Origin of the sequence: Loktanella gaetbuli (assembly GCF_020531945.1) — a bacterium.
GTDB lineage: Bacteria > Pseudomonadota > Alphaproteobacteria > Rhodobacterales > Rhodobacteraceae > Loktanella > Loktanella gaetbuli.
The window spans coordinates 22536-48065 of record NZ_JAJATZ010000012.1 but is presented as its reverse complement, the minus strand read 5'-3'; the positions used below and the strand labels follow the sequence as shown (position 1 = coordinate 48065).

22 protein-coding genes and 1 riboswitch are annotated in these 25530 nt (G+C 62.0%); of the genes, 12 read left to right on the top strand and 10 right to left on the bottom strand.

The features are described from left to right. Positions 1–11: 11 nt before the first annotated feature. Together LGQ03_RS16380 and LGQ03_RS16375 are read left to right on the top strand one after the other, a co-directional pair. Positions 12–1115 carry an AAA family ATPase gene (locus LGQ03_RS16380; RefSeq protein ID WP_226749275.1) on the top strand — a complete coding sequence of 368 codons (1104 nt, stop codon included), beginning with the start codon at positions 12–14 and terminating at the stop codon, positions 1113–1115. Continuing rightward, complete coding sequence (locus LGQ03_RS16375) at positions 1112–2344, top strand: vWA domain-containing protein (protein WP_226749274.1); 1233 nt, start codon at positions 1112–1114, stop codon at positions 2342–2344. Before LGQ03_RS16380 ends, LGQ03_RS16375 begins: the two co-directional genes overlap by 4 nt. Here the strand turns inward: LGQ03_RS16375 and LGQ03_RS16370 are convergent. Continuing rightward, positions 2336–3004, bottom strand: coding sequence for a hypothetical protein (locus LGQ03_RS16370; RefSeq protein WP_226749273.1), 669 nt, complete (start codon positions 3002–3004; stop codon positions 2336–2338). The two genes, LGQ03_RS16375 and LGQ03_RS16370, sit on opposite strands and share 9 nt — an antisense overlap. Before the next feature lie 113 nt (positions 3005–3117). Here LGQ03_RS16370 and LGQ03_RS16365 point away from each other — a divergent pair, with 113 nt between their 5' ends. Next, positions 3118–3603: an ureidoglycolate lyase gene (locus LGQ03_RS16365; RefSeq protein ID WP_226749272.1), complete on the top strand. Its 486-nt coding sequence runs from the start codon at positions 3118–3120 to the stop codon at positions 3601–3603. Positions 3604–3667: 64 nt separating this feature from the next. Here LGQ03_RS16365 and katG read toward each other — a convergent pair whose 3' ends face one another. Then, positions 3668–5884 carry a catalase/peroxidase HPI gene (katG, locus tag LGQ03_RS16360; RefSeq protein ID WP_226749271.1) on the bottom strand — a complete coding sequence of 739 codons (2217 nt, stop codon included), beginning with the start codon at positions 5882–5884 and terminating at the stop codon, positions 3668–3670. 96 nt (positions 5885–5980) lie between these two features. Here katG and LGQ03_RS16355 point away from each other — a divergent pair, with 96 nt between their 5' ends. After that, positions 5981–6880 (top strand): hydrogen peroxide-inducible genes activator, encoded by a 900-nt coding sequence (locus tag LGQ03_RS16355; RefSeq protein ID WP_226749270.1) that lies wholly within the window; start codon positions 5981–5983, stop codon positions 6878–6880. On the opposite strand, the gene LGQ03_RS16350 is transcribed toward LGQ03_RS16355, so the two are convergent. The 3 genes from LGQ03_RS16350 to LGQ03_RS16340 all read right to left on the bottom strand — a co-directional run bounded on the left by LGQ03_RS16350 (position 6877) and on the right by LGQ03_RS16340 (position 10070). Further along, positions 6877–8373 (bottom strand): TRAP transporter large permease, encoded by a 1497-nt coding sequence (locus LGQ03_RS16350; protein ID WP_226749269.1) that lies wholly within the window; start codon positions 8371–8373, stop codon positions 6877–6879. The two genes, LGQ03_RS16355 and LGQ03_RS16350, sit on opposite strands and share 4 nt — an antisense overlap. After that, positions 8370–8954 (bottom strand): TRAP transporter small permease, encoded by a 585-nt coding sequence (locus tag LGQ03_RS16345; protein WP_226749268.1) that lies wholly within the window; start codon positions 8952–8954, stop codon positions 8370–8372. The genes LGQ03_RS16350 and LGQ03_RS16345 overlap by 4 nt, the downstream gene beginning before the upstream one ends. 69 nt (positions 8955–9023) lie before the next feature. Continuing rightward, positions 9024–10070: a TRAP transporter substrate-binding protein gene (locus tag LGQ03_RS16340; protein WP_090159978.1), complete on the bottom strand. Its 1047-nt coding sequence runs from the start codon at positions 10068–10070 to the stop codon at positions 9024–9026. Positions 10071–10289: 219 nt separating this feature from the next. On the opposite strand from LGQ03_RS16340, the gene LGQ03_RS16335 reads away from it, so the two are divergent. The 7 genes from LGQ03_RS16335 (at position 10290) to gcvP (ending at position 18869) form a co-directional block, all read left to right on the top strand. Continuing rightward, positions 10290–11702, top strand: coding sequence for a cytochrome ubiquinol oxidase subunit I (locus LGQ03_RS16335; RefSeq protein WP_226749267.1), 1413 nt, complete (start codon positions 10290–10292; stop codon positions 11700–11702). 3 nt (positions 11703–11705) lie between these two features. Beyond that, positions 11706–12719, top strand: a complete 1014-nt coding sequence (cydB, locus tag LGQ03_RS16330) for a cytochrome d ubiquinol oxidase subunit II (RefSeq protein WP_226749266.1) — start codon at positions 11706–11708, stop codon at positions 12717–12719. Next, on the top strand, positions 12719–12829 hold the full coding sequence (locus tag LGQ03_RS16325; RefSeq protein ID WP_083484436.1) for a DUF2474 family protein: 111 nt from the start codon (positions 12719–12721) through the stop codon (positions 12827–12829). Before cydB ends, LGQ03_RS16325 begins: the two co-directional genes overlap by 1 nt. 68 nt (positions 12830–12897) lie before the next feature. Beyond that, a complete protein-coding gene (locus LGQ03_RS16320; RefSeq protein WP_226749265.1) occupies positions 12898–14289 on the top strand; it encodes an aspartate aminotransferase family protein in 1392 nt (463 codons plus the stop codon). A gap of 15 nt (positions 14290–14304) precedes the next feature. Then, positions 14305–14391, top strand: a riboswitch (glycine riboswitch). Positions 14392–14519: 128 nt separating this feature from the next. Further along, a complete protein-coding gene (gene gcvT / locus LGQ03_RS16315; RefSeq protein WP_226749264.1) occupies positions 14520–15641 on the top strand; it encodes a glycine cleavage system aminomethyltransferase GcvT in 1122 nt (373 codons plus the stop codon). A gap of 18 nt (positions 15642–15659) precedes the next feature. Further along, positions 15660–16019: a glycine cleavage system protein GcvH gene (gene gcvH, locus LGQ03_RS16310; RefSeq protein ID WP_226749280.1), complete on the top strand. Its 360-nt coding sequence runs from the start codon at positions 15660–15662 to the stop codon at positions 16017–16019. 9 nt (positions 16020–16028) lie between these two features. Beyond that, complete coding sequence (gene gcvP / locus LGQ03_RS16305) at positions 16029–18869, top strand: aminomethyl-transferring glycine dehydrogenase (RefSeq protein ID WP_226749263.1); 2841 nt, start codon at positions 16029–16031, stop codon at positions 18867–18869. 60 nt (positions 18870–18929) lie between these two features. Here gcvP and LGQ03_RS16300 read toward each other — a convergent pair whose 3' ends face one another. The 3 genes from LGQ03_RS16300 to LGQ03_RS16290 all read right to left on the bottom strand — a co-directional run bounded on the left by LGQ03_RS16300 (position 18930) and on the right by LGQ03_RS16290 (position 21877). Beyond that, on the bottom strand, positions 18930–19721 hold the full coding sequence (locus LGQ03_RS16300; protein WP_056037545.1) for an ATP-binding cassette domain-containing protein: 792 nt from the start codon (positions 19719–19721) through the stop codon (positions 18930–18932). Continuing rightward, on the bottom strand, positions 19718–20785 hold the full coding sequence (locus LGQ03_RS16295; protein WP_226749262.1) for an ABC transporter permease: 1068 nt from the start codon (positions 20783–20785) through the stop codon (positions 19718–19720). The genes LGQ03_RS16300 and LGQ03_RS16295 overlap by 4 nt, the downstream gene beginning before the upstream one ends. 69 nt (positions 20786–20854) lie before the next feature. Next, positions 20855–21877 carry a sugar ABC transporter substrate-binding protein gene (locus LGQ03_RS16290; protein WP_226749261.1) on the bottom strand — a complete coding sequence of 341 codons (1023 nt, stop codon included), beginning with the start codon at positions 21875–21877 and terminating at the stop codon, positions 20855–20857. A gap of 160 nt (positions 21878–22037) precedes the next feature. On the opposite strand from LGQ03_RS16290, the gene LGQ03_RS16285 reads away from it, so the two are divergent. Beyond that, positions 22038–23234 (top strand): ROK family transcriptional regulator, encoded by a 1197-nt coding sequence (locus tag LGQ03_RS16285; RefSeq protein ID WP_226749260.1) that lies wholly within the window; start codon positions 22038–22040, stop codon positions 23232–23234. A 3-nt stretch (positions 23235–23237) separates the two neighbouring features. Here the strand turns inward: LGQ03_RS16285 and LGQ03_RS16280 are convergent, their stop codons facing one another. Together LGQ03_RS16280 and LGQ03_RS16275 are read right to left on the bottom strand one after the other, a co-directional pair. Beyond that, a complete protein-coding gene (locus LGQ03_RS16280) occupies positions 23238–24299 on the bottom strand; it encodes a Hint domain-containing protein (protein WP_226749259.1) in 1062 nt (353 codons plus the stop codon). A gap of 117 nt (positions 24300–24416) precedes the next feature. Then, on the bottom strand, positions 24417–25325 hold the full coding sequence (locus tag LGQ03_RS16275; protein ID WP_226749258.1) for a lipid A-modifier LpxR family protein: 909 nt from the start codon (positions 25323–25325) through the stop codon (positions 24417–24419). Positions 25326–25530: the final 205 nt, after the last annotated feature.

Here is a 25530-nt window from a genome sequence, read left to right as displayed (position 1 = left end):
GAGGACGCGCCATGTCGATCAATACGCAGACAATTTCAGCAGGTCAGGCACTGGACGCCCTGCGCGCGGGCTTTGCCGCGCAAACCGCAGGACAAATGACCGCAAGCTGGATGCTGCACGGTCGTCCCGGTATCGGCAAGACCGAGATCGTCACCCAGCTCGCGGCAGAGACAGGCAGCCAGTTGTTCGACCTGCGACTGACCACGATCGAACCCGCCGATCTGCGCGGCCTTCCTTTCTATGACCACGACAGCAAGCGCACCGTCTGGTATCCGCCTCAGGACCTGCCCAGCGACCCCGCTCGGCCAGCGATCCTGTTTCTGGACGAACTCACTGCCGCCGCGCCTGCGCTGCAACCCACCGTCTATGGCCTGCTACAGGAACGGCGCGTTGGTCAATTCGCCCTGCCGGACAGCACGTTCATCGTGGCTGCAGGCAATGCCGTCGAGGATGGTGCCATCGCCTATGACATGGGCACGGCCCTGTCCGACCGGCTGATCCATCTGTCCTTGCGGGCCGAGGCCGGTGACTGGATCACCCGCTATGCGGTGCCGCGCGGCCTGCATCCCAGCGTCATCGCCTTTATCCGCACGCGCCCGGATCTGCTGGACACGACCGAGGATTGCCTGCGCCGGGGGGCGATGATTGCGGCGACACCGCGCAGTTGGGCGCGGGTCAGCACCTTGCTGCATGCCATTGACGACGCATCCCTGCGCGACACGCTGATCGCAGGCACGGTGGGCGACGCAGTGGCCGCCGAATTCACCCTGATCGCGCGCGACATCGCAAGCACCGTTCAGGCACAGGCCATGATCGAGGCGACAGCGGCCGAACGCGCGGACCTCTACCCACGCAGTCTGCACGGTCTGACGGCGCTGACCTATGCGCTCATTGCCCTGGCGGACCGTGACAACATGCCTGCCGTTATCTCGGTCATGGCCGGGATCATGGACCTAGCAGCGCGGGATGAACATTTTGCCACGCTGCCGACCCGGGAACTGACGACCTACGGGTTCGAGCTGCTGATCGACCGCGCGCTGGCCCAGGGCTGGCAAGAGGCATTCCGCGATTCGGCGGCCTATGCGGACTATCTCGCACGCCGCGACGCAACGTGATCCGCCATTCCAGCCGCGCAACCGTGGCCCTGACTGCATTGGCCGAGGCCGATCCGGCGCTGGCCGCCTTGTCGCTGTGGTGCGACCACCGCGACGGCGACACGACGGCAACCGCTGGCACGACCATAACCTATGGACCCGATTTTGCCGCGCTATCACGCCCCGAACAGATGGGGCTCGCCGCGCACCATATCCTGCACGTGGCCTTGCGCCACTCTGCGCGGCTGAAGGATCTTGGGCGTAGGCTTGGGGACACCTTCGATTCGCAACTCTGGCAGCTCTGCGCCGATGCACTGGTGAACGAGGCGCTGTTGCAATCGGACTATGCGCTGCCGCGTCCCGCCGTGACGCTGACCGGCCTTCTGGACAGCATCGGCCAAGAGGTCAGCGGGCCACAGGCCCTGGCCGATTGGGACAGCGACCGGCTGTATTTCACGATCATGGGGGCCAGCGGTGACAAACGTGCCGCGGATCACGCCCGCGCCTATGCCAGACAACAGGCCTTTGCAGGGGACATCCACCCCGGCGACGGCGCGGACGACCAGCAAGGCGGGGACCGCGAACAGGCCGCCGCATGGGCACAGCACATGGCACGGGCCTTGCAGGCGGGCCGCGCCGCTGGCCGTGGTCTTGGACTGATCGGTCACCGCATCGCAGACATCCCCGCACCGCGTACCCCGTGGGAAATTGTCTTGCGCCGCCTGCTGACGGCGGCCATCACGGTTGCCCCCCAGACCAGCCCGATGCGCCCGACCCGGCGCTGGATCGCGGGCACAGCCCAAGCCTTGGCCGATACGACACGGCAGCCGGGGTTTCAGGCGGGCCACAGGCCATTTACCGACGTGCCGCGTATCGCGGTCGCCGTCGATGCCTCTGGCAGCATCGATGATGCACGGCTGGCGATGTTCTGGGCAGAGGTGCTGGGCATCACCCGTCGCCTGCGGGCCGAGGTGATACTGATCATCTTTGACGAAGCGGTGCGATCTGTCAGCCGGATCGACACCACGGCGCAGACCGTCCCCCTTCCCGATCTGCCGCGTGGCGGTGGCACTGATTTTCAGCCTGTCATCGCAGCGGCGCAAACGGATGGTGCCACAGCACTGGTGATCCTGACGGACCTCGACGGCCCGACGGGGCCTGCGCCCAAGGGTCTGAAAGTGTTCTGGGCGGTGCCGCAACCGGGCGATCTGATGCCAACCTTCGGGCAGGTGATCGATTTGTCAGCCTAACGCCGCCGCCAGTCGCGCATGCGCCGAGACGCCCCGCGCGTCAAAGGTGATGTCGCGCAGGAACTGGTTCTGGCTTTGGTTGATGCGTTGCAACCTGCGTTCGGACAGATCGCCCTGAAACAGACCGTCGCGCAGGATCTGCATTTCGGTCGGGGTCAGCGACAGCACCTCTGGCCCCTTGTCCCATTGCACCGAAACATAGGTCAGCGGAGACGCTGTCCACAGGTCGGATTGTTCGATCACCAGATGCAATTCGCCCTGTTTCAACCCGCGATGGGCCGCGATCCGGGTCAGGGCCGCACGGGCCTGCGCGCGCAGCGCATCCAGCCCCCGGTCTGCCGCCGCCGGATCGATCAGGCGCGCGCGACGCGACGCCGGCACACGCAAGACGCGGGTTTCCAGCCACCAGATCAAAATCAGCATCAGCACCGGCGCCTGCGACAGCGGCAGGGCTGCACCGTTCCAGATCAAGGCCACCACGACCAGCGGGGTGAGCGTCAGAAAATATCGCAGGATCTGGAATTCCACGATGATCCGCAAAAATAATCCAGGCCCCATACCGCGCGGCCAGACCGTCGCGCGGCCAAAGAACTTGCGCGGTAATTGCCGCACCTTCAGCACAGACGGATTACGGATCGTGTCATGGGTGACGATCAACACGCCGCGTCCAACCTGTCAGAAGCCTTTGTCATCGCGACAGTTTGCCCGCCGCACGGATGCAGAGCAAGCACGGGACAGTTGACAGCTGCGCGACCAATGATCACCCATGGGTCATGACACAGACACTTCTGGCCCAGCCACTGACCGCCGCAGCCTTTACCCCGTTCGGGGATGTGCTGGATGCCAACGGTGCACCGGACAAGCTGATCAACGCTGACCTATGCGGCCGCTATCACGACCGTGCGACATTGGATTTCGCAGATGGTCGCGCAGGTATCAGTATTTTTGACGCAGTACCGCGCAGCCTGCCCTATGCCTTTGATCTGGTGGAACGCCACCCAGAGGGGTCGCAGGCCTTTGTTCCGATGCACCAGAACCCCTGGCTGGTCATTGTAGCCCCGGACGCAGGTGGCCGACCGGGCGACCCGTTGGCATTTCTGGTCGGACCCGGACAGGCAATCAATTTTCACAAGGGCACCTGGCACGGCGTGCTGACCCCGTTGCACGCGCCGGGCCTGTTCGCCGTGATCGACCGGATCGGCGCAGGCACCAACCTGCAAGAGGTACGATACCCTGCACCCTGGCGTGTGATCGCCTGACCCCAAAACGCAATACGCCGCCGGATTGCTCCGGCGGCGTATCCTGTGCGCAATATGGTGCCGATCAGACGTCGAAACGATCCAGATCCATCACCTTGGCAAAGGCCCGGACGAATGCCTTGACGAAACGGGCGTTGTCGCAGGCATAGGTTTCGGACAATGCGCGCAACTGGCTGTTAGAGCCGAACAGCAGGTCAACCTGCGTGCCGGTCCATTTCACCTGACCAGTTGCACGGTCGCGGCCTTCGAATGTGCCTTCGTATTCATCGACGGCCTTCCATTCGTTCGACATGCTCAGCAAATTGACAAAGAAGTCATTGCTCAGCGTACCGGGACGGTCGGTGAACACACCATGATCGGTGCTGCCGTAGTTCGCACCCAGAACGCGCAGACCACCGACCAGCACCGTCATTTCTGGCGCTGTCAACGTCAGCAGTTGTGCCTTGTCGACCAGCAGCTCGCCCGGCGTCGCGGTAAAGTCCTTTTGCAGATAGTTGCGGAAACCATCTGCCTGCGGTTCCAGAACATCGACGGATTCGACATCCGTCTGATCCTGGCTTGCGTCCATCCGGCCCGGCGTAAAGGGCACCGTGATGTCCTGACCACCGTCGCGGGCGGCCTTTTCCACAGCGGCGACACCGCCCAGCACGATGATATCGGCCAGTGACACGCGCTTGTTCCCGGTCTGGGCGTCGTTGAACGCGGTTTGAACTGCCTCCAGCTTGGCCAGCCGGTCACCCAGCGTGTCAGGCTCGTTCACGTCCCAGACGTTCATTGGGGCCAGACGGATGCGCGCACCATTGGCACCACCCCGGCGGTCGGACCCGCGGAACGTGGATGCGCTGGCCCATGCAGTCGTGACCAATTCCGAAACCGTCAGGCCGCTGTCCAGCAGCTTGGCCTTGAGGTCGGCGATATCCGCATCGTCGATCAGATCGTGATCGCGTGCCGGAATCGGGTCCTGCCACAGCAGATCCTCTTGCGGCACCCAGGGGCCAAGGTATGTGTCCTTGGGGCCCATGTCGCGGTGGCACAATTTGAACCAGGCGCGGGCAAAGGCGTCTGCGAACTGGTCGGGGTTCTTGTGGAACCGCTCCGAGATCTCGCGGTAGATAGGATCAACCTTGAGCGCGAGGTCAGAGGTCGCCATCATCGGCGCGTGTGTCTTGGACGGGTCATGCGCATCCGGCACGGTCCCTGCCAATGCACCATCCTTGGGGGTCCACTGTTTTGCACCCGCGGGGGATGTCGTCAGTTCCCATTCATGGTTCAGCAGCGTATCGAAATAGCTGTTGTCCCAGGTGATCGGTGTCGCCGTCCATGCGCCCTCGAGCCCGGACGAAATGGTGTCGACGCCCTTGCCGGAATTGAAACCGCTTGCCCAGCCAAAGCCCTGCGATGCGACGCCAGCACCCTCTGGCTCTGCGCCGATCAGCGTGGGATCACCCGCGCCGTGGGTTTTGCCGAAGGTGTGACCGCCTGCGACCAGTGCCACGGTTTCTTCGTCGTTCATCGCCATCCGGGCGAATGTATCACGGATGTCGTGGGCAGAGGCCTGCGGATCGGGGTTTCCGTCCGGACCTTCGGGGTTGACGTAGATCAGACCCATCTGCACGGCGGCCAGCGGATTTTCCAGCTCGCGCTCGCCGGAATAACGGCTCAGCGGGTTGTCGGACGGGGCAAGCCATTCGTCCTCTTGTCCCCAGTAGATGTCCTCTTCGGGTTCCCAGATGTCCTCGCGGCCACCGGCAAAGCCAAAGGTCTTGAAACCCATGGTTTCCAGCGCGACGTTCCCGGTCAGGATCATCAGATCCGCCCAGCTGATCGCGTCACCGTATTTCTGCTTGATCGGCCACAGCAGGCGGCGCGCCTTGTCCAAGTTCACGTTGTCGGGCCAGCTGTTCAGCGGCGCGAAACGCTGGCTGCCGGACGTCGAACCACCGCGACCGTCGGCGGTGCGGTAGGTGCCGGCGCTATGCCATGCCATGCGGATAAAGAACGGACCATAGTGGCCATAATCGGCAGGCCACCAGTCCTGACTGTCGGTCATCAGTGCCTCGAGGTCCTTCCACAGGGCGTCCTTGTCCAGCGCCTCGAATGCCTCGGCATAGTTGAAATCGGGGTCCATCGGGCTGACCTGCGGCGTATTCTGCGACAGGATTTTCAGGTTCAGCTGGTTTGGCCACCAATCACGGTTGCCACGTGAATTATTGCGCGCATGCGGGCGGGCGTGGCCTGCTACGGGACAGTTGCGGATATCGCCCTTGGGATTGCCGTCCATGATCAGCTCCTCTGCTATCGGAATCTGGAATTGTTCTAGACTGACAAAGCGATTAGATGAAGTTGTATTTTCTAATCGCTTCGATAGGTTTTCCTGATGTCAACGCTTACCCTGAAACAGCTTCGATATTTCGAGGCACTTGCCGCGCAGGGTCATTTCGGACGGGCCGCCGCCGTGGTGGCGATCAGTCAACCTGCCTTGTCCATGCAGATCAAGGAACTGGAAGATTCGCTGGGCACCCTCCTGTTCGAACGGTCTGCGCGGCAGGTCCGACTGACCCCTTTTGGAGAGGTCTTTGCGCCGCGCGCGCGCGAAATCCTGCGGGCGGTGGACGAGGTGACGGATCTGGCGCGATTGACCCAAGGCGGGGCGCTGACCCGGCTGCGGTTGGGAATCATTCCAACGATCGCCCCCTATCTGCTGCCGCGTGTCATCGCAGCACTGGGTCAGACGCATCCGGGGCTGGATCTGCGGTTGCGCGAATCCGTCACCCAAACCCTGCTGGACGATCTGGACGCGGGTCGTCTGGATGCCGCGATCGTGGCACTGCCGATCTCGGAACCCGCACTGACGGAAATGACGCTGCTGGAGGAAGAGTTCGTGCTCGTGCGGCCACGCGCCGATGCGGACAGCCCGATTCCGTCGCCTGCGGCGCTGCGCGAAATGCGGCTGTTGTTGCTGGAAGAAGGTCATTGTTTCCGCGATCAGGCGCTGTCCTTTTGCCAGATGCCCGATACCCAGCCCAAGGAAATGCTGGACGGATCGACCCTGTCTACGCTGGTGCAGATGGTGGGTTCGGGGATCGGCGTGACGCTGATCCCCGACATGGCCGTTGCCGTCGAAACGGCCTCGGCGCCTGTGTCCATCGCCCGTTTCCCCGGATCGCAGCCGCGCCGCACCGTCGGCATGGTCTGGCGGCAATCATCCGCACTGGGGGCCGCCCTGAAGCAGGTCGGTCAGACCTTGCGGGACGCGGCCCGGTCCGATCCCGCCTAGAACGGAATCAGCACCAGCGTGATGATCGGGAACGCCGCCAGCACGATCACCCGCAGGATGTCGGACCCGACGAAAAACAGCACCGCGCGGTAGGTCTCGCTCATCGGTGTGTCGCGGTCCATCGCGTTGATGATGAACAGGTTCATGCCCACGGGCGGTGTGATCAGGCCGACCTCGACCACGATCAGGACCAGAATACCGAACCAGATAGCCACACGTTCGGTGTTGATCCGCTCCAGCGCGCCTTCGGTCGCGCCCCGGATGCCCAGTTCGCGCAGCTGGTCGCGGGTCAGCTCGATCCCCTGCGCCAGACTGGCCTGCGCCTCGGCCAGCAGGGCCGGTGCGACCTCGGCACCGCTGGCGATCAGTTCCGCCAGCTTGCTGCCTTGCAGTTCGATCAAGGACACGAACCCGAAATCGAGGCCCTGCATGACCGGCCAAAAGATCGGGATCGTCAGCAGGATCATCGACAGGCTGTCCATCAGACAGCCCAGCAACAGGTAGAACACGAGGATGAACGCCAGCACGACCCAAGGCGAAAACCCCTGCCCCACGACCCAGCCCGCGATTTCCTGCGGCACCTGCGTCAGGGCCAGAAACCCGTTGTAGAATGCAGCCCCCAGCACGATGAAAAAGATCATCGCCGTGGATTTCGCGGTCACGGTAAAGGATTCGCCCAAGGTCGCCCATGTCAGGCCACCATTGACCCATGCGATGATCCCGGTGCCCATGGCACCCACGGCAGCACCTTCGGTCGGGGTGAACCAGCCCGCATAGATGCCACCGACGACAAGGCCAAAGACCAAAAGAACAGGCCAGACCGCCGCCAATGCGCGCATCCGCTCAGCATAGTTGACCCGTGGCCGCGTGCCCGCCGCCTCTGGATACAGACGGACATAGATCGAGATGACGGCGACGTAACCCAGTGCGGCGATGATGCCGGGGATAAAGGCGGCCAGAAACAGCTTGGCGATATTCTGTTCGGTCAGGATGGCATAGATCACCAGCACGACGGACGGCGGGATCAGGATGCCCAGCGTGCCACCGGCGGCCAGCGTCGCTGTCGAAAAGCCACCGGCATAGCCATAGCGGCGCATTTCCGGCAACGCGACACGCGACATGGTGGCCGCCGTCGCCAATGACGATCCGCAGATCGCGCCGAAACCCGCGCAGGCCCCCACCGCGGCCATGGCGACGCCGCCCTTGCGGTGGCCCAGCCAGCCCTCTGCGGCCTTGAACAAGGCCTGCGACATGCCGCCGAGGGTCGCGAAATGCCCCATCAGCAAGAACATCGGAATGATCGACAGCGAATAGCTGGCAAAGGTCGTGTAGGTCTCGGATTTCAACCGCGCGAGGGGAATGGTCGTGTCGCCGGTGACCAGCACCAGCCCGACCAAACCGGCCAGAAACATCGCCAAACCGATGGGAACCCGCAGGAAAATCAGCCCCAGCAGGGCCGGGAACGACAGAATGCCGATCAGGGTATCGCTCAATGGTCTGCTCCCAGGTCGGCGGGCAGGATGTCACGCCCGGTTGCGACCTCTGCCACACGGGTGGCCGCGATCCAGACCGATACGATCGCTGCGATGACAGCGCCGATGAGGCTCAGCGCGTAGCCCCACCACACCGGAAACTCCAATAGAAACGTGGTTTGCCCGCTGGACAGCTTGCTCAGCAGCCCGGCGTATAGCTGAACCGCAAGCAACACCATCACGGCGGCGAACACCATGTCGATCACCACCCGCAAGGCGCGGTTGACGCCCGGTGACATGCGCTGCGTAAAGATATCGACAGAGGCATGGCCGCCCGTGATCTGGCAAAGCGGCAGAAACGCAAAGATCGCAAAGGCGACCAGCGCCTCGGTCAGCTCGAAATCTCCGTTCACGGGACCGACGCCTGCCGCAATCAGCCAGTCGGCTAGGGCGGGCATCACGGACTGGGCAACATCGCCGTGCAACATGCCGTTCAACGTGCGTCCCAGCACAGAAACGCAGATCAGGATGACGATACCTGTCAGGACCAGACCGCCGATCCACGCCATGACCAGCGAAAGTCGATAGAAAAATCCGTACAAAACCGCCCCCCCGGATAAAAGTGGCGGCCGCTGTGTGGCGGCCGCCCGTCGCTCTGTCAGCGTGCTGACTTAGTTCGCTGCCTTGTATTCGTCCATCAATGCCCGCGCGCGGTCGATCAGGGCCTGACCGTCATAGCCGCGTTCGTTCATGTCGGCGACCCAGCTTTCATAGATCGGCTGCACCGCGGGGACCCATTCTGCCTCGACCGTGGCTGCATCGATTTCGATGAAGTTGTTGCCCAGATCCTCTGCGATGGTCATGCCGCGTGCGTCAAAGTCCAGCATGACGTCAGCACCCAGCATGGAAAAATCCAGACCGGAATTGCTGTCGATCACGGCCTTCAGCTCGTCTGACAGACCGTCATAGACACCTTGGTTCATCGCCACGATGAACGTCAGGGTATACAGGCCCGCCCCCTCGAATGACGTGTGGTTTGACACCAGCTCCGAGCTGCGCACAGCGGTCGTGACCTCCCACGGCAGGGTGGTGCCGTCGATCACACCCTTGGACAGGGCCTCTGACACGCCGGGGACGGGCATGCCGACAGGTGTGGCACCGACCAGTTCCAGCATCTGGTTCACAAGACGCGAACCACCGCGGATTTTCATGCCTTCGAGGTCGGCAGGCGTTTCGACAGGGTCCTTGGTGTGGAACAGGCCCGGTCCGTGCACGAATGTCGCCAACATCTTCATGTTGGGGAAATCGGTTTCCCGCATGCTTTCTTCGTACATGGTCCAGTAGGCATAGGTCGCAGCGCGGGCGTCATCGACAAAGAACGGCAGCTCGAACACCTCGGTGGCGGGGAACCGGCCCGGCGTATAGCCCACGACGGTCCAGATCACGTCAGCCACGCCGTCCTGCACCTGATCCACCAGCTCTGGCGGAACACCCCCCAGCTGCATGGCAGGATAGCGGTCGACCTTGATCGCGCCGTTGCTCTGTTCTTCAACGTTGTTGGCCCAGACCTCCAGCATCTGCGACGGGATCGCGGCCTGCTGAGGCAGCATCTGGTGCATTTTCAGCGTGACCTCCTGCGCCACGGCGGATGTTGCGGTCAGCGCGGCAAAGGCCAGCGCGCTCGCGGCGGTCATCAGTGACCTGCGTGTCGTTTTCATTTCATTCCCTCCCTTTGGTGCGACGCAGGGTCACGGGGTCCGCTGCGTCATCGCCCGGAACTATCCCGACGCGGACCAGTTTAAGCAATGCTAAACTTGCCAGCGGCACAAAAGCGGGTGTAGCGATACCTGAAGCATGGCTGACATTGAACGATCCGATCGTCGTCAGACATGGATGGGCCGCGACCGCCTTGCGGCTGCCAACAGAAAGGACAGATCATGCTGTCAGGTTTCAGTGCAGAAATCCTCGCACGGGTGCAATTCGCATTCACGGTATCGTTCCACATCATCTTTCCCGCCTTTTCGATCGGTCTGGCCAGTTTCCTCGCGGTGCTGAACGCGCTCTGGCTCAGGACGGGGAACCCGACCTACCGGGCGCTGTTCGACTATTGGAAAAAGATTTTCGCCGTCGCATTCGGCATGGGCGTCGTTTCGGGCATCGTCATGTCCTACCAGTTCGGCACCAACTGGGCGGTATTTTCGGACCGGACCGGCCCCGTGCTTGGGCCACTGATGGCCTACGAGGTGCTGTCGGCATTTTTCCTCGAGGCCGGTTTCCTGGGCATCATGCTGTTCGGGCGTGAACGCGTTGGCAACGGGCTTCATATGTTTGCCACGGCAATGGTGGCGTTCGGCACGCTGATGTCGGCCACATGGATCCTGAGCGTGAACAGCTGGATGCAGACGCCCGCCGGCTACAGCATCAACGAGTTGGGCCAGTTCGTGCCGGAAAACTGGCTGGAAATCGTGTTCAACCCGTCGTTCCCATATCGCCTACTGCACATGGTGCTGGCCGCGTATCTGACGACCGCCTTTGTGGTGGCGGGCGTGGGCGCATGGCATCTGCTGAAGGACCGCACGGACGCTGCCGCACGCAAGATGTTTTCCATGGCGATGTGGATGGCGCTGCTGGTCACGCCGCTTCAGATTGCGGCGGGTGATTTCCACGGCATCAACACGCTGGAACACCAACCCGCCAAGGTGATGGCGATGGAAGGCCATTATGACAGCCACCCCGATGGTGCGCCGCTGATCCTGTTCGGCATCCCTAACCCCGAAGAAAAGCGGATCGACTATGCCGTCGAGATCCCCAAGCTGTCGTCGCTGATCCTGAAACATGACCTGAATGCGCCCTTGGACGGTCTGGATACGATTCCGGACGCGGATGAACCGCCCGTGGCGATCGTGTTCTTCAGCTTTCGGGTGATGGTGGGCATCGGGTTTGCCATGCTGGCCGTCGGCATCTGGGGCGGGGTGCAGCGCTATCGCAAGCGGCTGTACGATTCCCCGCTGCTGCACCGGACGGCAGTGCTGATGGGGCCTGCGGGTTTCATCGCGGTGCTGGCCGGCTGGATCACCACCGAGGTCGGGCGCCAGCCCTTTACCGTCTACGGCGTGATGCGCACATCCGAGAGCCTGTCGCCCATCGCGGCACCCGCCGTCGCGGCATCGTTGATCGCCTTTATCGTGGTTTACTTCTTCGTATTCGGGGCCGGCACATTCTACATCATGCGCCTGATGGGCAAAGACGTGGGCGCGCCCAAAAACCTTGAAGACAACGGCCCGACCCGCACCGCCGGGATCACCCCGGTCCAGCAGGTGGACCGCGGCAACCTCGCACCGGGAGAATGACCAATGCCTGACGTTATCTTTGAACTGTCGTTCATCTGGGCGGGGATCATCGCCTTTGCGGTTCTGGTCTATGTCATCCTTGACGGTTTTGATCTGGGGCTGGGCATCCTGTTTCCCTTTGCCCATACGGACCGCGATCGGGACGTGATGATGAATTCCGTCGCCCCCGTCTGGGACGGAAACGAAACCTGGCTGGTGCTGGGTGGTGGCGGTCTGTTTGCCGTGTTTCCGCTGGCCTATGCCATCGTCATGCCTGCGCTCTACATGCCCATCATCATCATGTTGCTGGCGCTGGTGTTTCGGGGTGTCGCCTTTGAATACCGGTGGAAAACCGTGCGCTGGCGCAGGGTCTGGGACTCTGCGTTCTGCGGAGGCTCTGCTGTCGCGGCCCTGTGCCAGGGCATCGCCCTAGGTGCGCTGGTCCAGGGGATCGAGGTCGACGGCCGTGCCTATGGCGGTGGCTGGTGGGACTGGCTGACGCCATTTTCGATCGCAACCGGTGTGGCCGTGGTCTGCGGCTATGCGCTGTTGGGGGCGACCTGGCTGGTGATGAAAACCAGCGGTGGCGTCAGTCACCGCATGCGCGATCTGGCCAAACCGCTTGCGATCATCACACTGGTATTCGTGGCGGGCATCAGCGTCTGGACACCATTTCAGGACCCTGAATACTTTGGCCGCTGGTTCAACTGGCCAGGCACGCTTTATACCTCGCCGGTACCCATCGCCTTGGTCGTCGCGATTTACCTGCTGTTTCACGGTTTGGCGACCGGGCGGGACAAGACGCCCTTCTTTGCCGCCGAAGCCATTTTCGTACTGGCGTTCATCGGGATCGGAATCAGCTTTTATCCAAACATCATCCCCCCTGCCCTGACGATCAGAAAGGCCGCCGCCCCTGACAGCAGTCTGCTATTTGCGCTGGTAGGCACGGTCATCCTCGTGCCGATCATCTTGGGCTACACCGCCTATGCCTACTGGGTGTTTCGCGGCAAGATCGACCCCGAAGAAGGCTATCACTGATGGCACAGAGCCCGGCCTGGAAACGTGTCGCATGGTTTGTCGCGATCTGGGTCGCCTCGGTGGCGGCCCTGACCGTCGTCGCCTATGCGATCCGGCTGGCGATCGTGTAAATCCGCTTGCCAATACCATGCGCCGGGCGCAATCGTGACGCCAGACTTTGACCGTGAAAGGACGCCCGATGTTCGAGAATCACCTGCCTACCGAAGAGCTTCAGGCGCTGGATGCGGCACATCACATGCATCCTTTCACCGATGGCAGTGCGCTGAACAAGAAAGGCGCGCGCGTCATCACGGCGGCCAAGGGCGTGTGGCTGACCGATAGCGATGGCAACCGTATTCTGGACGCCATGGCAGGCCTGTGGTGCGTGAACATCGGCTATGGTCGCCCCGAAATGGCCGAGGCCGCCAAGCGGCAGATCGAGCAACTGTCGTTCTACAACACGTTCTTTCAAACCACGCATGTTCCTGCCGTCACATTGGCAGCCAAGCTGGCACAGATTGCCCCCGGCGACCTGAACCATGTGCATTTCGCCAATTCCGGGTCAGAGGCGAATGACACAAACCTGCGCCTTGTGCGGCATTATTGGGCCGCCAAGGGCAAGCCGACGAAGCGTATCGTGATTGGCCGTTGGAATGGATATCACGGGTCCACGATGGGATCAGGCAGTCTGGGCGGCATGAAATTCATGCACGCACAGGGCGGCATGCCGATCCCCGACGTCGCCCACATCGAACAGCCCGATTGGTGGATGCAGGGCGGCGACAGCGATCCGGCAGATTTCGGGCTCGCACGTGCCAAGCAGCTAGAGGAAAAGATCCTTGAGCTGGGTCAGGACAACGTGGCGGCGTTCATCGCGGAGCCGATCCAGGGATCTGGCGGTGTCATCGTGCCGCCCGCAACTTACTGGCCTGAAATCCAGCGCATCTGCGCGCATTACGACGTTCTGCTGATCGCGGATGAGGTCATAACGGGCTTTGGCCGCACCGGCAAATGGTTCGGCAGCCAGACGCTGGACCTGCGCCCCGACATCATGACCATCGCCAAGGGCATGTCGTCGGGTTACGCGCCCATCGGCGCATCGCTGCTGTCGGACAACGTGGCGAACACGATCAACGACGCGGGCGAATTCAACCACGGTTATACCTACGCCGCACATCCGCTGTCGGCCGCACTGGCGCTGGAAAACATCCGCATCCTCGAGGATGAAAAGATCGTCGATCACGTGGCGAATGTCGCAGCGCCCTACCTGCGCGAAAAATGGGAAGGCCTGATCGACCACCCGCTGGTCGGTGACGCCAGCATCGTGGGTCTGATGGGATCAATCCGCATGACACCTGACAAGGCGGCACGCGCGAAATTCAAATCCGACGAGGGCACGGCAGGGTACATCTGCCGCGAACGCTGTTTCGCCAACAATCTGGTCATGCGTCACGTGGGCGACCGCATGGTGATTTCACCGCCACTGGTCATCACCAAGGCGGAAATCGACCAGTTCATCGACCGCGCCGTACAGTCGCTGGACGAGACACATGCGAAACTCAAGGCCGATGGCTTGATGGTTGCCGCCTAACTGGCTAACCTTCACACGAATCGTGTGGGAGAACCGGTAACACCCGGTGCCGAAGGCGCAACCGCCCCGGAAACGCTCAGGCCACAGGACCACAGGGGTCTTAACACTCTGGAGAGTGGCACCTTGCGTGCCCGCCGACGGGATAGCGATCTCAGGCAAACGGACAGAGGGGGCATCAGGTCGCGTACGCGGCCCAGGATGCCCGTGCGCGCCACGGCGAAAGGACCGCTTTGGACGAAAACCGCAAGACCCCGCTCTTTGATCTGCATGTTGCCCTTGGGGGCAAGATCGTCGGCTTTGCCGGTTACGACCTGCCCGTGCAATACACGGGCGTTCTGCCCGAACACCTGCACACACGAACCAAGGCGGGATTGTTCGACGTCAGCCATATGGGCCAATGCGTGGTCGCGGGACCATCGTACGCGGCGGTCGCACAGGCGCTGGAGTCGCTGATTCCCGTTGATATTGCAGGCCTTGCGGATGGACGTCAGCGGTATGGATTTCTGACCAACGACGCAGGCGGTATCCGCGACGACCTGATGCTGGCACGGCGTGGGGACAGCGTGTTCATGGTCGTCAACGCCGCCTGCAAGGCCGCCGACATCGCCCATATCCGTGCGCATCTGCCGGACGGCGTGACACTGACAGAGGTGACGGACCGCGCCCTGCTGGCGCTGCAAGGACCGCTTGCAGAGGATGCCCTGGCCACGCTGAACCCCGCCGCCCGCGCCATGCGGTTCATGGACGTGATCGACATGGAACTGGCTGGCGTGACCTGCTGGGTGTCACGATCCGGTTATACCGGCGAGGACGGCTATGAAATTTCGGTGCCCGACGCGCAGGCCGAACCGCTTGCAGTTGCGTTGCTGGACCTGCCCGATGTGGCACCCATCGGTCTGGGGGCCCGTGACAGCCTGCGGCTGGAGGCCGGACTTTGCCTGTATGGCCACGATATCGACGACACTACGACGCCCGTTGCCGCTGGCCTGACCTGGGCGATCCAAAAGGTCCGCCGCCCCGGTGGTGCGCGCGCAGGCGGCTATCCCGGTGCGAATATCATCGGTGCCGAACTGGCAGACGCCCCGGCCACGGCACGGGTCGGTCTGCTGCCTGACGGGCGTGCGCCCATGCGCGAGGGTGTGGAGATCTTTGCCGATGCAGATGCGCAAACACCAATCGGGCGCATCACCTCTGGCGGATTCGGGCCGACGGTTCAGCGGCCAGTTGCCATGGCCCTGATCGACCGGGGGTTTGCCGCCCCCGGCACGGCCCTATGTGCGGAACTGCGGGGCAAACGCCTGCCCGTCACCGTGGCCGCGTTGCCGTTTACCCCCGCCAATTTCAAACGCTGAAAAGGATCAGACCCCATGTTGAAATTCACCGAAGAACACGAATGGCTGCGCGTCGAGGATGACCTTGTCGTGGTCGGCATCACCGAACATGCCGCCACGCAGCTGGGCGATATCGTGTTTGTCGAACTGCCGGACGAAGGCACCGTGGTCGTCAAGGACGACGAGGCTGTCGTGATTGAATCGGTCAAGGCCGCGTCCGACATCCTGGCCCCGCTATCGGGCGAAATCGTCGAGGTGAATACCACGCTGAACGATAACCCCGGCCTGGTGAACGATGATCCCATCGGCGACGGCTGGTTTTTCAAGATGTCGGTCGAGGACATGTCCCAGCTGGACGAATACCTCGACGAGGCCGCCTACAAGAAACTGATCGGATAGGATGAATTCATGACCTACACGCCGACGGACTACCTGCCCTATGACTTTGCGAACCGCCGTCACATCGGCCCCTCACCCGAAGAGATGGAAGCCATGTTGCAGACCGTCGGCGCGCCCTCGCTGGATGCGCTGATCGACGAAACCCTGCCTGCGGGTATCCGGCAGGCCGAACCGTTGGAATTCGGCAAACCCAAATCGGAAAGCGAACTGCTGTGGCACATGCAGCAGGTCGCGAAACAGAATACCGTGCTGACGTCCCTGATCGGTCAAGGCTACTACGGCACGGTCACGCCGCCCGCGATCCAGCGCAATATTCTGGAAAACCCGGCCTGGTACACGGCCTATACGCCCTACCAGCCTGAAATCTCTCAGGGCCGGCTGGAGGCGCTGCTGAATTATCAGACCATGATCAGCGACCTGACGGGGCTGGAAATCGCCAACGCATCCCTGCTGGACGAGGCCACGGCCTGCGCCGAGGCGATGACGATGGCGCAGCGTGTCGCCAAGTCCAAGGCACCTGCGTTTTTCGTCGATGAAAACTGCCATCCGCAGAATATCAACGTGATCCGCACGCGGGCCGAACCGCTGGGGATCGAGGTGATCGTCCGTGACCCCGATACGCTGGATGCGACGGCGGTGTTCGGTGCGATTTTCCAGTATCCCGGAACCCACGGTCACGTGCGGGATTTCACAGCGCAAATGGCAGCCTTGCACGCGGAAAACGCGGTTGGCATCGTGACGGCCGACCCGCTGGCGCTGTGCCTGCTGAAAGAGCCCGGCGCGATGGGGGCAGATATCGCTGTCGGATCGACCCAGCGCTTTGGCGTGCCAGTCGGTTACGGCGGTCCGCATGCGGCCTACATGGCCACAAAACAGGCCTATGCACGCAGCATGCCGGGGCGGATTGTTGGCGTCAGCGTCGATGCCCATGGCAACCGCGCCTACCGTTTGTCGCTACAAACGCGCGAACAGCACATCCGCCGGGAAAAGGCGACTTCGAATGTCTGCACGGCACAGGCGCTGCTGGCGGTGATGGCGGGCTTCTACGCCGTGTTTCACGGGCCCGAGGGACTGAAAGCCATCGCGCAGCGCATTCACCGCAAGACGGTGCGCCTTGCCCGCGGGCTCGAGGACGCGGGCTTCAAGGTCGAGCCGGACGCGTTTTTCGACACCATCACGGTCGAGGTCGGTGCCCTGCAGCGCGGGGTTATGCAAGCGGCCGTCAACGAGGGCATCAACCTGCGTCGTGTGGGCAAGACCAAGGTCGGCATTGCAATGGATGAACGCTGCCGTCCGGCCACGATCCGGCAGGTCTGGCGTGCCTTTGGCATTCAGGATCGCGACACCGATCTGACGGCGGATTACCGGATGCCAGATGCGATGATCCGCCAGACCTCCTATCTGACCCATCCCGTGTTCCACATGAACCGGGCGGAAACGGAAATGATGCGCTACATGCGCCGTCTGGCCGACCGTGATCTGGCGCTGGACCGTGCGATGATCCCGCTGGGGTCCTGCACGATGAAACTGAACGCCGCAGCCGAGATGATGCCGATTTCCTGGCCCGAATTCGCGTTGCTGCATCCCTATTGTCCCAAAGATCAGGCACAGGGTTATACCCATATGATTGAGGACCTCAGCGCAAAGCTGTGCGACATTACCGGGTATGCCGCCATTTCGATGCAGCCGAATTCCGGCGCACAGGGTGAATACGCAGGCCTGCTGACCATCGCCCGCTGGCAAAAGGCGCGTGGCGAGGGTCATCGCAACGTCTGCCTGATTCCCGTGTCCGCGCATGGCACCAACCCCGCCAGTGCCCAGATGGTCGGCTGGAAGGTCGTCGTCGTCAAATCGGCGGACAACGGCGACATCGATCTGGATGATTTCCGGGCCAAGGCCGAATTGCACGCCGAAAACCTTGCGGGCTGCATGATCACCTATCCCAGCACCCACGGCGTGTTCGAGGAAACGGTGAAAGAGGTCTGTGACATCACCCATGCGCATGGTGGTCAGGTCTATATCGACGGTGCCAACATGAACGCCATGGTCGGCCTGTCCCGCCCCGGCGATCTGGGCGGCGATGTCAGTCACCTGAACCTGCACAAGACGTTCTGCATTCCCCACGGTGGCGGAGGCCCCGGCATGGGCCCCATCGGTGTGAAGGAGCACCTGATCGAACACCTGCCCGGCGATCCCAACACGGGCGAAGGCGCTGTGGCCGCTGCCGCCTATGGGTCGCCGTCGCTGCTGCCGATTTCCTGGGCCTATTGCCTGATGATGGGCGGCGCGGGTCTGACGCAGGCCACGCGGGTCGCGATCCTGAACGCCAACTATATGGCCGAACGGCTGTCAGGGGCGTTTGAAGTGCTCTACCGAGGTAAATCCGGGCGCGTGGCGCATGAGTGCATTCTGGACACCCGGCCCTTTGCCGAACACGGGATCACCGTCGACGATATCGCGAAACGTCTGGTCGACTGCGGGTTCCACGCCCCCACGATGAGCTGGCCCGTCACAGGCACGCTGATGATCGAACCCACGGAAAGCGAGACCAAGGCAGAACTGGACCGGTTCTGCGATGCGATGCTGGCGATCCGCGCGGAAATCGACATGGTCGCCAGCGGCGAGATGGACCCGGTCAACAATCCACTGAAAAACGCGCCCCATACGGTCGAGGATCTGGTCGGCGATTGGGACCGTCCCTACACCCGCGAACAGGGGTGTTTCCCACCCGGCGCATTCCGCGTCGACAAATACTGGCCACCCGTGAACCGGGTCGACAATGTCTATGGCGACCGGAATTTGTTGTGCACCTGTCCGCCACTCGAGGCCTACGCCGAAGCGGCCGAGTGACATCAACAAAAAGGGCCGCCCAATCCGGGCGGCCCTTTTGCTGTTCGTCTATCGCTTGGATCAGGCGTGCGCCTTGCCACCGATCAGCGCCTCATCGGGTTCGGCAGCACCGGTCATGTAGGCCACGGCGTCCGACATCGAATGATTTTTCGGATCAATGACGCACAGGCGCTTGCCCAGACGGTGAACGTGAACGCGGTCTGCAACTTCGAACACATGGGGCATGTTGTGGCTGATCAGGATGATCGGAATGCCACGCGACCGCACGTCCTGGATCAGGTCCAGCACGCGGCGGCTTTCCTTGACGCCCAATGCCGCCGTCGGTTCGTCAAGGATGATGACGCGGCTACCAAAGGCCGCGGCCCGCGCCACGGCGACACCCTGACGTTGACCACCGGACAATGTTTCGACCGCCTGATTGATGTTCTGGATCGTCATCAGGCCCAGTTCGGACAGTTTTTCGCGGGCGAATTTCGCCATTGCGGGTTTATCGAGCTGACGGAACACCTTGCCCATGATGCCGGGCTTGCGCAGTTCCCGCCCCATGAACAGGTTGTCGGTGATGGACAATGCGGGTGACATTGCCAACGTCTGGTAAACCGTTTCGATACCAGCCTCGCGGGCATCCAGCGGCGTCGCGAAATTCACGCGCTTGCCGTCCAGATGCACCTCACCCTCGTCCGGGACCACAGCACCGGACAGCGCCTTGATCAAGGTCGACTTGCCTGCACCGTTGTCACCGATCACGGCAAGGATTTCGCCCGGGTAGAGTTCGAAATCGCAGTGATCCAGGGCCGTGACGCGCCCGTAGCGTTTGACCAGATTGCGGCCAGTGAGAATGGGATCGGTCATGATGATACCTTTCTGATCCATTGGTCGATTGCGACGGCACCGATGATCAGCACGCCGATCAGCAGGTAGGTCCATTGGGCGTCAGCCCCCGCCATACGCAGGCCCATTTCGAACACGCCGACGATCAGCGCGCCCAGGAACATGCCCACGATACTGCCGCGACCGCCAAAGAGTGAGATGCCACCGATCACCACGGCCGTGATCGACTGGATGTTGCCCAGAACACCGGTCGAGGCCGAAGGCGTGATCGACCCGAACCGGCCCACCATGACCCAGGCGGCAATCGCGCAGAACAATCCGGCCAGTGCATAGACCTGAATGAGGATCATGTCGGTTTTCACACCCGCCAGACCGGCGGCGTCAGCGTCGTCACCAACGGCATAGACGTGGCGGCCCCAGGCCGTCGACCGCAGCACATAGGCCATGACAGCCACCAGCACGATCAGCAGAACGACAGCAAAGGTCACCCGTGCGTCAAAAATTTCGAAGGTATTGCCCCAGAACTGCATGATCGGGGCGGTTTCCTCGATGTCACGCGACCGGATCGTTTCGTTGCGCGAAAAAATGTAGTTGGTCGCAAGGAAAATCTGCCATGTCCCCAGCGTGGTGATAAAGGGCGGGATTTTCATCTTGGCCACAAGGAAGCCGTTGATCGACCCCATGACCGTGCCGGCGATCAACGCGATCATGACCGACAACTCGCCGGGCATGCCGTAGCGGAACGTCAGCTGTCCCATCAACACCGTGATCAGCACAGCCATCGCCCCAACCGACAGGTCGATGCCTGCGGTCAGGATGACAAGCGTTTGGGCGATGCCGAGCACGCCAACGATGCCAATCTGCTGAAAGATCGTTGACAGCGTGCTGACGCGCATGAAGTTCGAATTGATGATGCCGAAAACAATGACTGCAACGATCAGCACCACCAGTGGCACGATGGCCGGCGTCTGGTGCAAGATGTGCTGAAGGTGCCCCAGCGGACTGCGCTTTGGCGCTTCGAATTGCGCCAGCGTGTCGGCCTTGCCGCCGCGGGTTTTTTGCTCATAGTCCTGTGTCTGGGTCATTCCATGCTCTCCCCGTGATGAAAAACGGGCGGCACAGGGCCGCCCGCTTCAGGATGTCGGATTAGGGATTTAGCCCCAGCAACGATCTGTGCCTTCGGCAACGTCGATGCTGTCGACGCCGTCAACCGGCGCGCCAGTGACCAGGCTGACGCCCGTGTCAAAGAAATCCTTGCCTTCGGTCGGTGTCGGCACGGTGCCGTCTGCTGCGAATGCGGCAATCGCCTCGATACCCAGCGATGCCATGTCCAGCGGATACTGCTGGGCCGTTGCACCGATGACGCCGTCAGCGACGTTCTGCACGCCGGGGCAGCCGCCATCGACGGACACGATCAGCACGTCGTTTTCACGGCCGATGGCGCGCAGCGCCTCGTATGCACCAGCTGCGGCAGGTTCGTTGATGGTGTAGACCACGTTGATCTCCGGATCCTGCGCCAGCAGGTTTTCCATCGCGCGGCGACCGCCTTCTTCGTTGCCCTGCGTGACGTCGTTGCCGACGATGCGCGGATCGGTTTCATCGCCCCACATGTTGGGGTCCATGATGTCGATGCCAAAGCCCTGAAGGAAACCCTGGTCGCGCAGAACACCAACGGTCGGCTGGCTGACGTCGAGGTCGAGCATCGCGATCTTGGCGTTTGCAGCCTCGTCGCCCAGCGTGGCGGCAGCCCACTGGCCGATCAGTTCACCTGCAAGGAAGTTGTCGGTTGCGAATGTCGCGTGTGCGGCATCGGCGGGGTCCAGCGGCGTGTCCAGTGCGATGACCAGAATGCCGGCTTCTTTGGCCTGCTCCAGCACGGGCACGATGGCCGAAGTGTTGGACGCCGTGATCAGGATACCGGATGCGCCGTCGGCGATGCAGGTTTCGACAGCAGCGACCTGCGTTTCGTTGTCGCCGTCGACCTTGCCCGCAAAGGTCATCAGGTTGATGCCCAGTTCTTCGGCTTTGGCCGTCGCACCTTCGCGCATTTTAACGAAGAACGGGTTCGTGTCCGTCTTGGTGATCAGGCATGCGGTTGTTTCAGCATGCGCTGCTGCATAGGCGACGCTGGTGGTCGACAGCAGTGCAAGCGCAGTTCCAGTAAGCAGTTTTTTCATCTTCCCCTCCCAAGGAATGAGGCTACCTTGCCTTTGATGCGAACCGGATGATCCGCACCACTGTCACCACTCAAGAGCATGGTTGACGATTCGTCAACACGAATAAATCAACTTGATTTACTAATTTTACTGCTCAATACCTTCAGGTGGGGGAATTATTATGACTCATGAAGATTCACGCGTTCAGACGACCGGGCGCAACCAAAGCGCCTTGCGCGATCACAATGAGCGACTGATCCTCACCAAGCTGTCACGACAGGGGCCCATGCCGGGCAGTGAAATATCGCGCGTCACCGCCCTGTCACCACAGACGGTTTCCGTAATCCTGCGCGAACTGGAACAAGACGGCATGCTGACGCGCGGGACACCGATGCGCGGCCGGGTGGGCAAACCGTCGATCCCGATGGAATTGTCCAAGAACGGTGCCTATTCGATCGGGGTCAAGATCGGACGCCGCAGTGCGACTGTCGTGCTGACCAACATTCTGGGCGAAGTTCTGTTGAACCGTAGCGTGCGCTATGACTACCCCATACCGGGGCCGATCATGAAATTCCTGAACGAAGCGCTGACGCAGATCCGGACACAACTGGGATCGCGCGACTGGGACCGCATTGCAGGGATCGGTATTGCGAAACCCTATGAAATATGGGCCTGGCATGACACGATCGGTGCCCCGCAACGTGATCTGGATCTCTGGCGCGATTTCGATTTCGCCGACAGTCTGGGTCAGATCTGCGACCTCGATGTCTTTGTCGAAAACGACGCGACCGCCGCCAGTCAGGCGGAACATCTGTATGGTGCTGGCCGCGCTTGGTCGCATTACGCCTATTTCTTTGTCGGCACCTTTATCGGCGGTGGCGTGGTGCTGAATGATGCGGTTTTCGAAGGCCCCTTTGTCAACGCCGGTGCGTTCGGATCGCTGCCCGTCAGGACCGCGACCGGCGAGACCCGGCAGCTGATCGATACAGCCTCACTCTATTTGCTGGAAGATCGGATTCGCGCCACGGGCAGCGACCCTTCGGCCATCTGGCAAGACCAGTCGGACTGGTCACAGTTCGGACCCATCATCGAGGACTGGATCGCACAGACCGGCACGCAGCTGGCATTCGCCGCGCTCAGCGTGTGTTCCGTCATCGATTTCGAAGCCATCGTGATCGACGGGTCCATGCCCGGTCGCGTGCGCGAAGGACTGGTGGCGCGGGCGCGGCAGGAACTGGAAACGCTCGACACGCGGGGCCTGCACGTCCCGCAGGTCGTTGCAGGTGCCATCGGACCGCAAGCCCGCGAAATGGGGGCGGCCGCGATACCGATCCATGCCAAACACTTTCTGGCGTTGCATGCGGGCGATGTGGCCTGACGGTCAGGCCGTGTCTGCCTTGAGGATGGCCGCCTCGCTTTGGGTCAGTAATCGCCGGGCCGCATCCCCGTAAAGCGCGGTATCGACCGCAAGGTCCGGCAGGCGGTCGAACAGCCGGTCCCTGTCGCCATCATCCATTGCCCCCATCGGAGTGTTGTCAGGATGAAAGCTCTCGGTTGCGACACCATTGGCAAAAACGATTTCGTGACGGGGCAGCAGCATGTGGATGTATGTCACCGCACGGTGCCCGTGTTCGCGCATGATCGTCCGATCGTTGATCAGGTCCCGCGCCGCGACGAGCACCTCGTCACTGTTGAACAGTGCACGCGCCTGCGGGCCACGCAGTACCATCCGGTGATCGGGGGACACCAGTAGCCCCTCGTCCGGGACCTCTCGGTCCAGCGACCCGGCCTTTAACCTGACGGGTGCGAGATCGGGGACCGCCCTGATCCGCGCACCGCTGACCCGCCGTGACGCCAGCCAAAGGATTTCCGCCGGTCCATTATCCTGGGTCTGCACCACATCGCCTTCGGACAATGACGCGACATCGCGCGGGCCATGGGGTGTGCGGATCATGGTTCCGGGGGTAAAGCAGATGACCCCGCGCGGCACGCTCTGCACTTCGGCGCGCAGGCGCGCATCGACGCCGTGGCGCACGATCCACAGCTCGGTCTGGCGCGGCGGAATATCGTCCAGGAACATGACCAGCGGCTTGCGCCCTGCCCCGCGCGGGATCAGCGTGATTTCCCAGACCTTGTAGCCGTCCGTTACCGTCATCGACGTCTTGAACAGCGGATCGCGCAAGATCGGAATGTCTGCCGCGGGCGTAACCTCTGCTGCATCCAGTAGGCGCCGCACCGTGGGTGCAGCACGCTTGCGCAAATCTGCCTGTTCCTCTGATCGTCCCAATGGCAGAACGGCGCTGGGGCCGTCCACACGCACCGGCACACCGGTCCACGACCAGATCGCACCAACACGCACATGATCAACCGGCGGCGAATGCAGCCCGTCAAGTTCCATTTGCGACCAGGGAATGACAAACGTGCCACGAAAGCCCGTTTTCATACCTGTTACCTTGCCTCAATCGGCCGCATCGTTGATCGCGCGGTCCTGATACAGGTCAGGTTAGCCGCCACGCACTTGTCGATCAAGTGGGCGGTGCGGCACTGTGGCAATCTGGTATCAGAAGGAAAAGTTGAGCCTGACAGACCCCACGACCTGCCCCTCGGGCTGTTCGTCGAATTCGCGCGACAGATAGGTTGCCCCATAGAACAGCGACAGACCCGGGTGCGGCTGCCAGTTGACGCCCGCGCGGGCACGGGACCGCGTGTCACTGGCGTGGTACCCCTCGTCCTCGGGCAGGAAATTGCTGCCGGCAACGCTGGCGATGTCACCACCCAGCACAAAACCGACTCCGGACCCCGTTCCCATGGCCCCGGGATACAGCTGTCCCGTAACGACGTCCCGCACCAGCAGATCGTCCTGACCCACGCGCCCGACAATCAGATCGGCACCGATGCGGGCAATATCCTCGGTCCCCAGTTTGGCCTCGACGAAAGGCCGGATCGTCGCCTGATCCCCCAATTGGTAGGTCCGCCGCAATTCGCCAGTGACGTCCAGAAAGACATCATCGTCGAGTTGCGGATCGTTCAGCGGCACCTGAAGCCCAAAGGTGTCGTGATAGAATTCCTGAAAATCGTCCATGCCTGTCTGCGGCCCGACAAGGACCACATCGGCCCCCACACTGGCATCGGTCCCTGACAGGTCGAAATGCGTATGCGCCCCGGCGGACAGCAGACCGACGTAGGGCCTGCCGCGCGTGCCGCTGTCAGGCGCAATGATTTCCGCCCGCAACCGGTATTCCAGCACATCACCAAAGGGTTGCAGCGCCCCATCATGCGGCCGCGGCGCACGCAGATGGCTGTAGACATAGGACCCTGTGCGCCAGCGGTCACTGCCGTCGCCGATCACGTCGTTCGTGAACAACCGCCCGTTTCCAATACCCTGCCGGTCCTGCAAAAGGTCCTGTGACAAGGCTGGCGTCGCACAAGTCAGTGCGGACAGGATCAAGGCGTGCAGGGTGTAATTCATGGTGTCGCTTCTGCAGGGAGGATCGTTACGTGATAGAAGTGCGAACCGAGTCGCACTAGCAGCGGATTCAGGTTCTGCCGCCCTATGGCGGCGCAGCAACACAGTGGCGCACCCGGAATTGTGCTTTACCATCCTCAGTTTCGCTCCACATATTTAACGAATGATGAAGACGTCGCTGTCTATCACGGCGCAGATCAGTATTGTT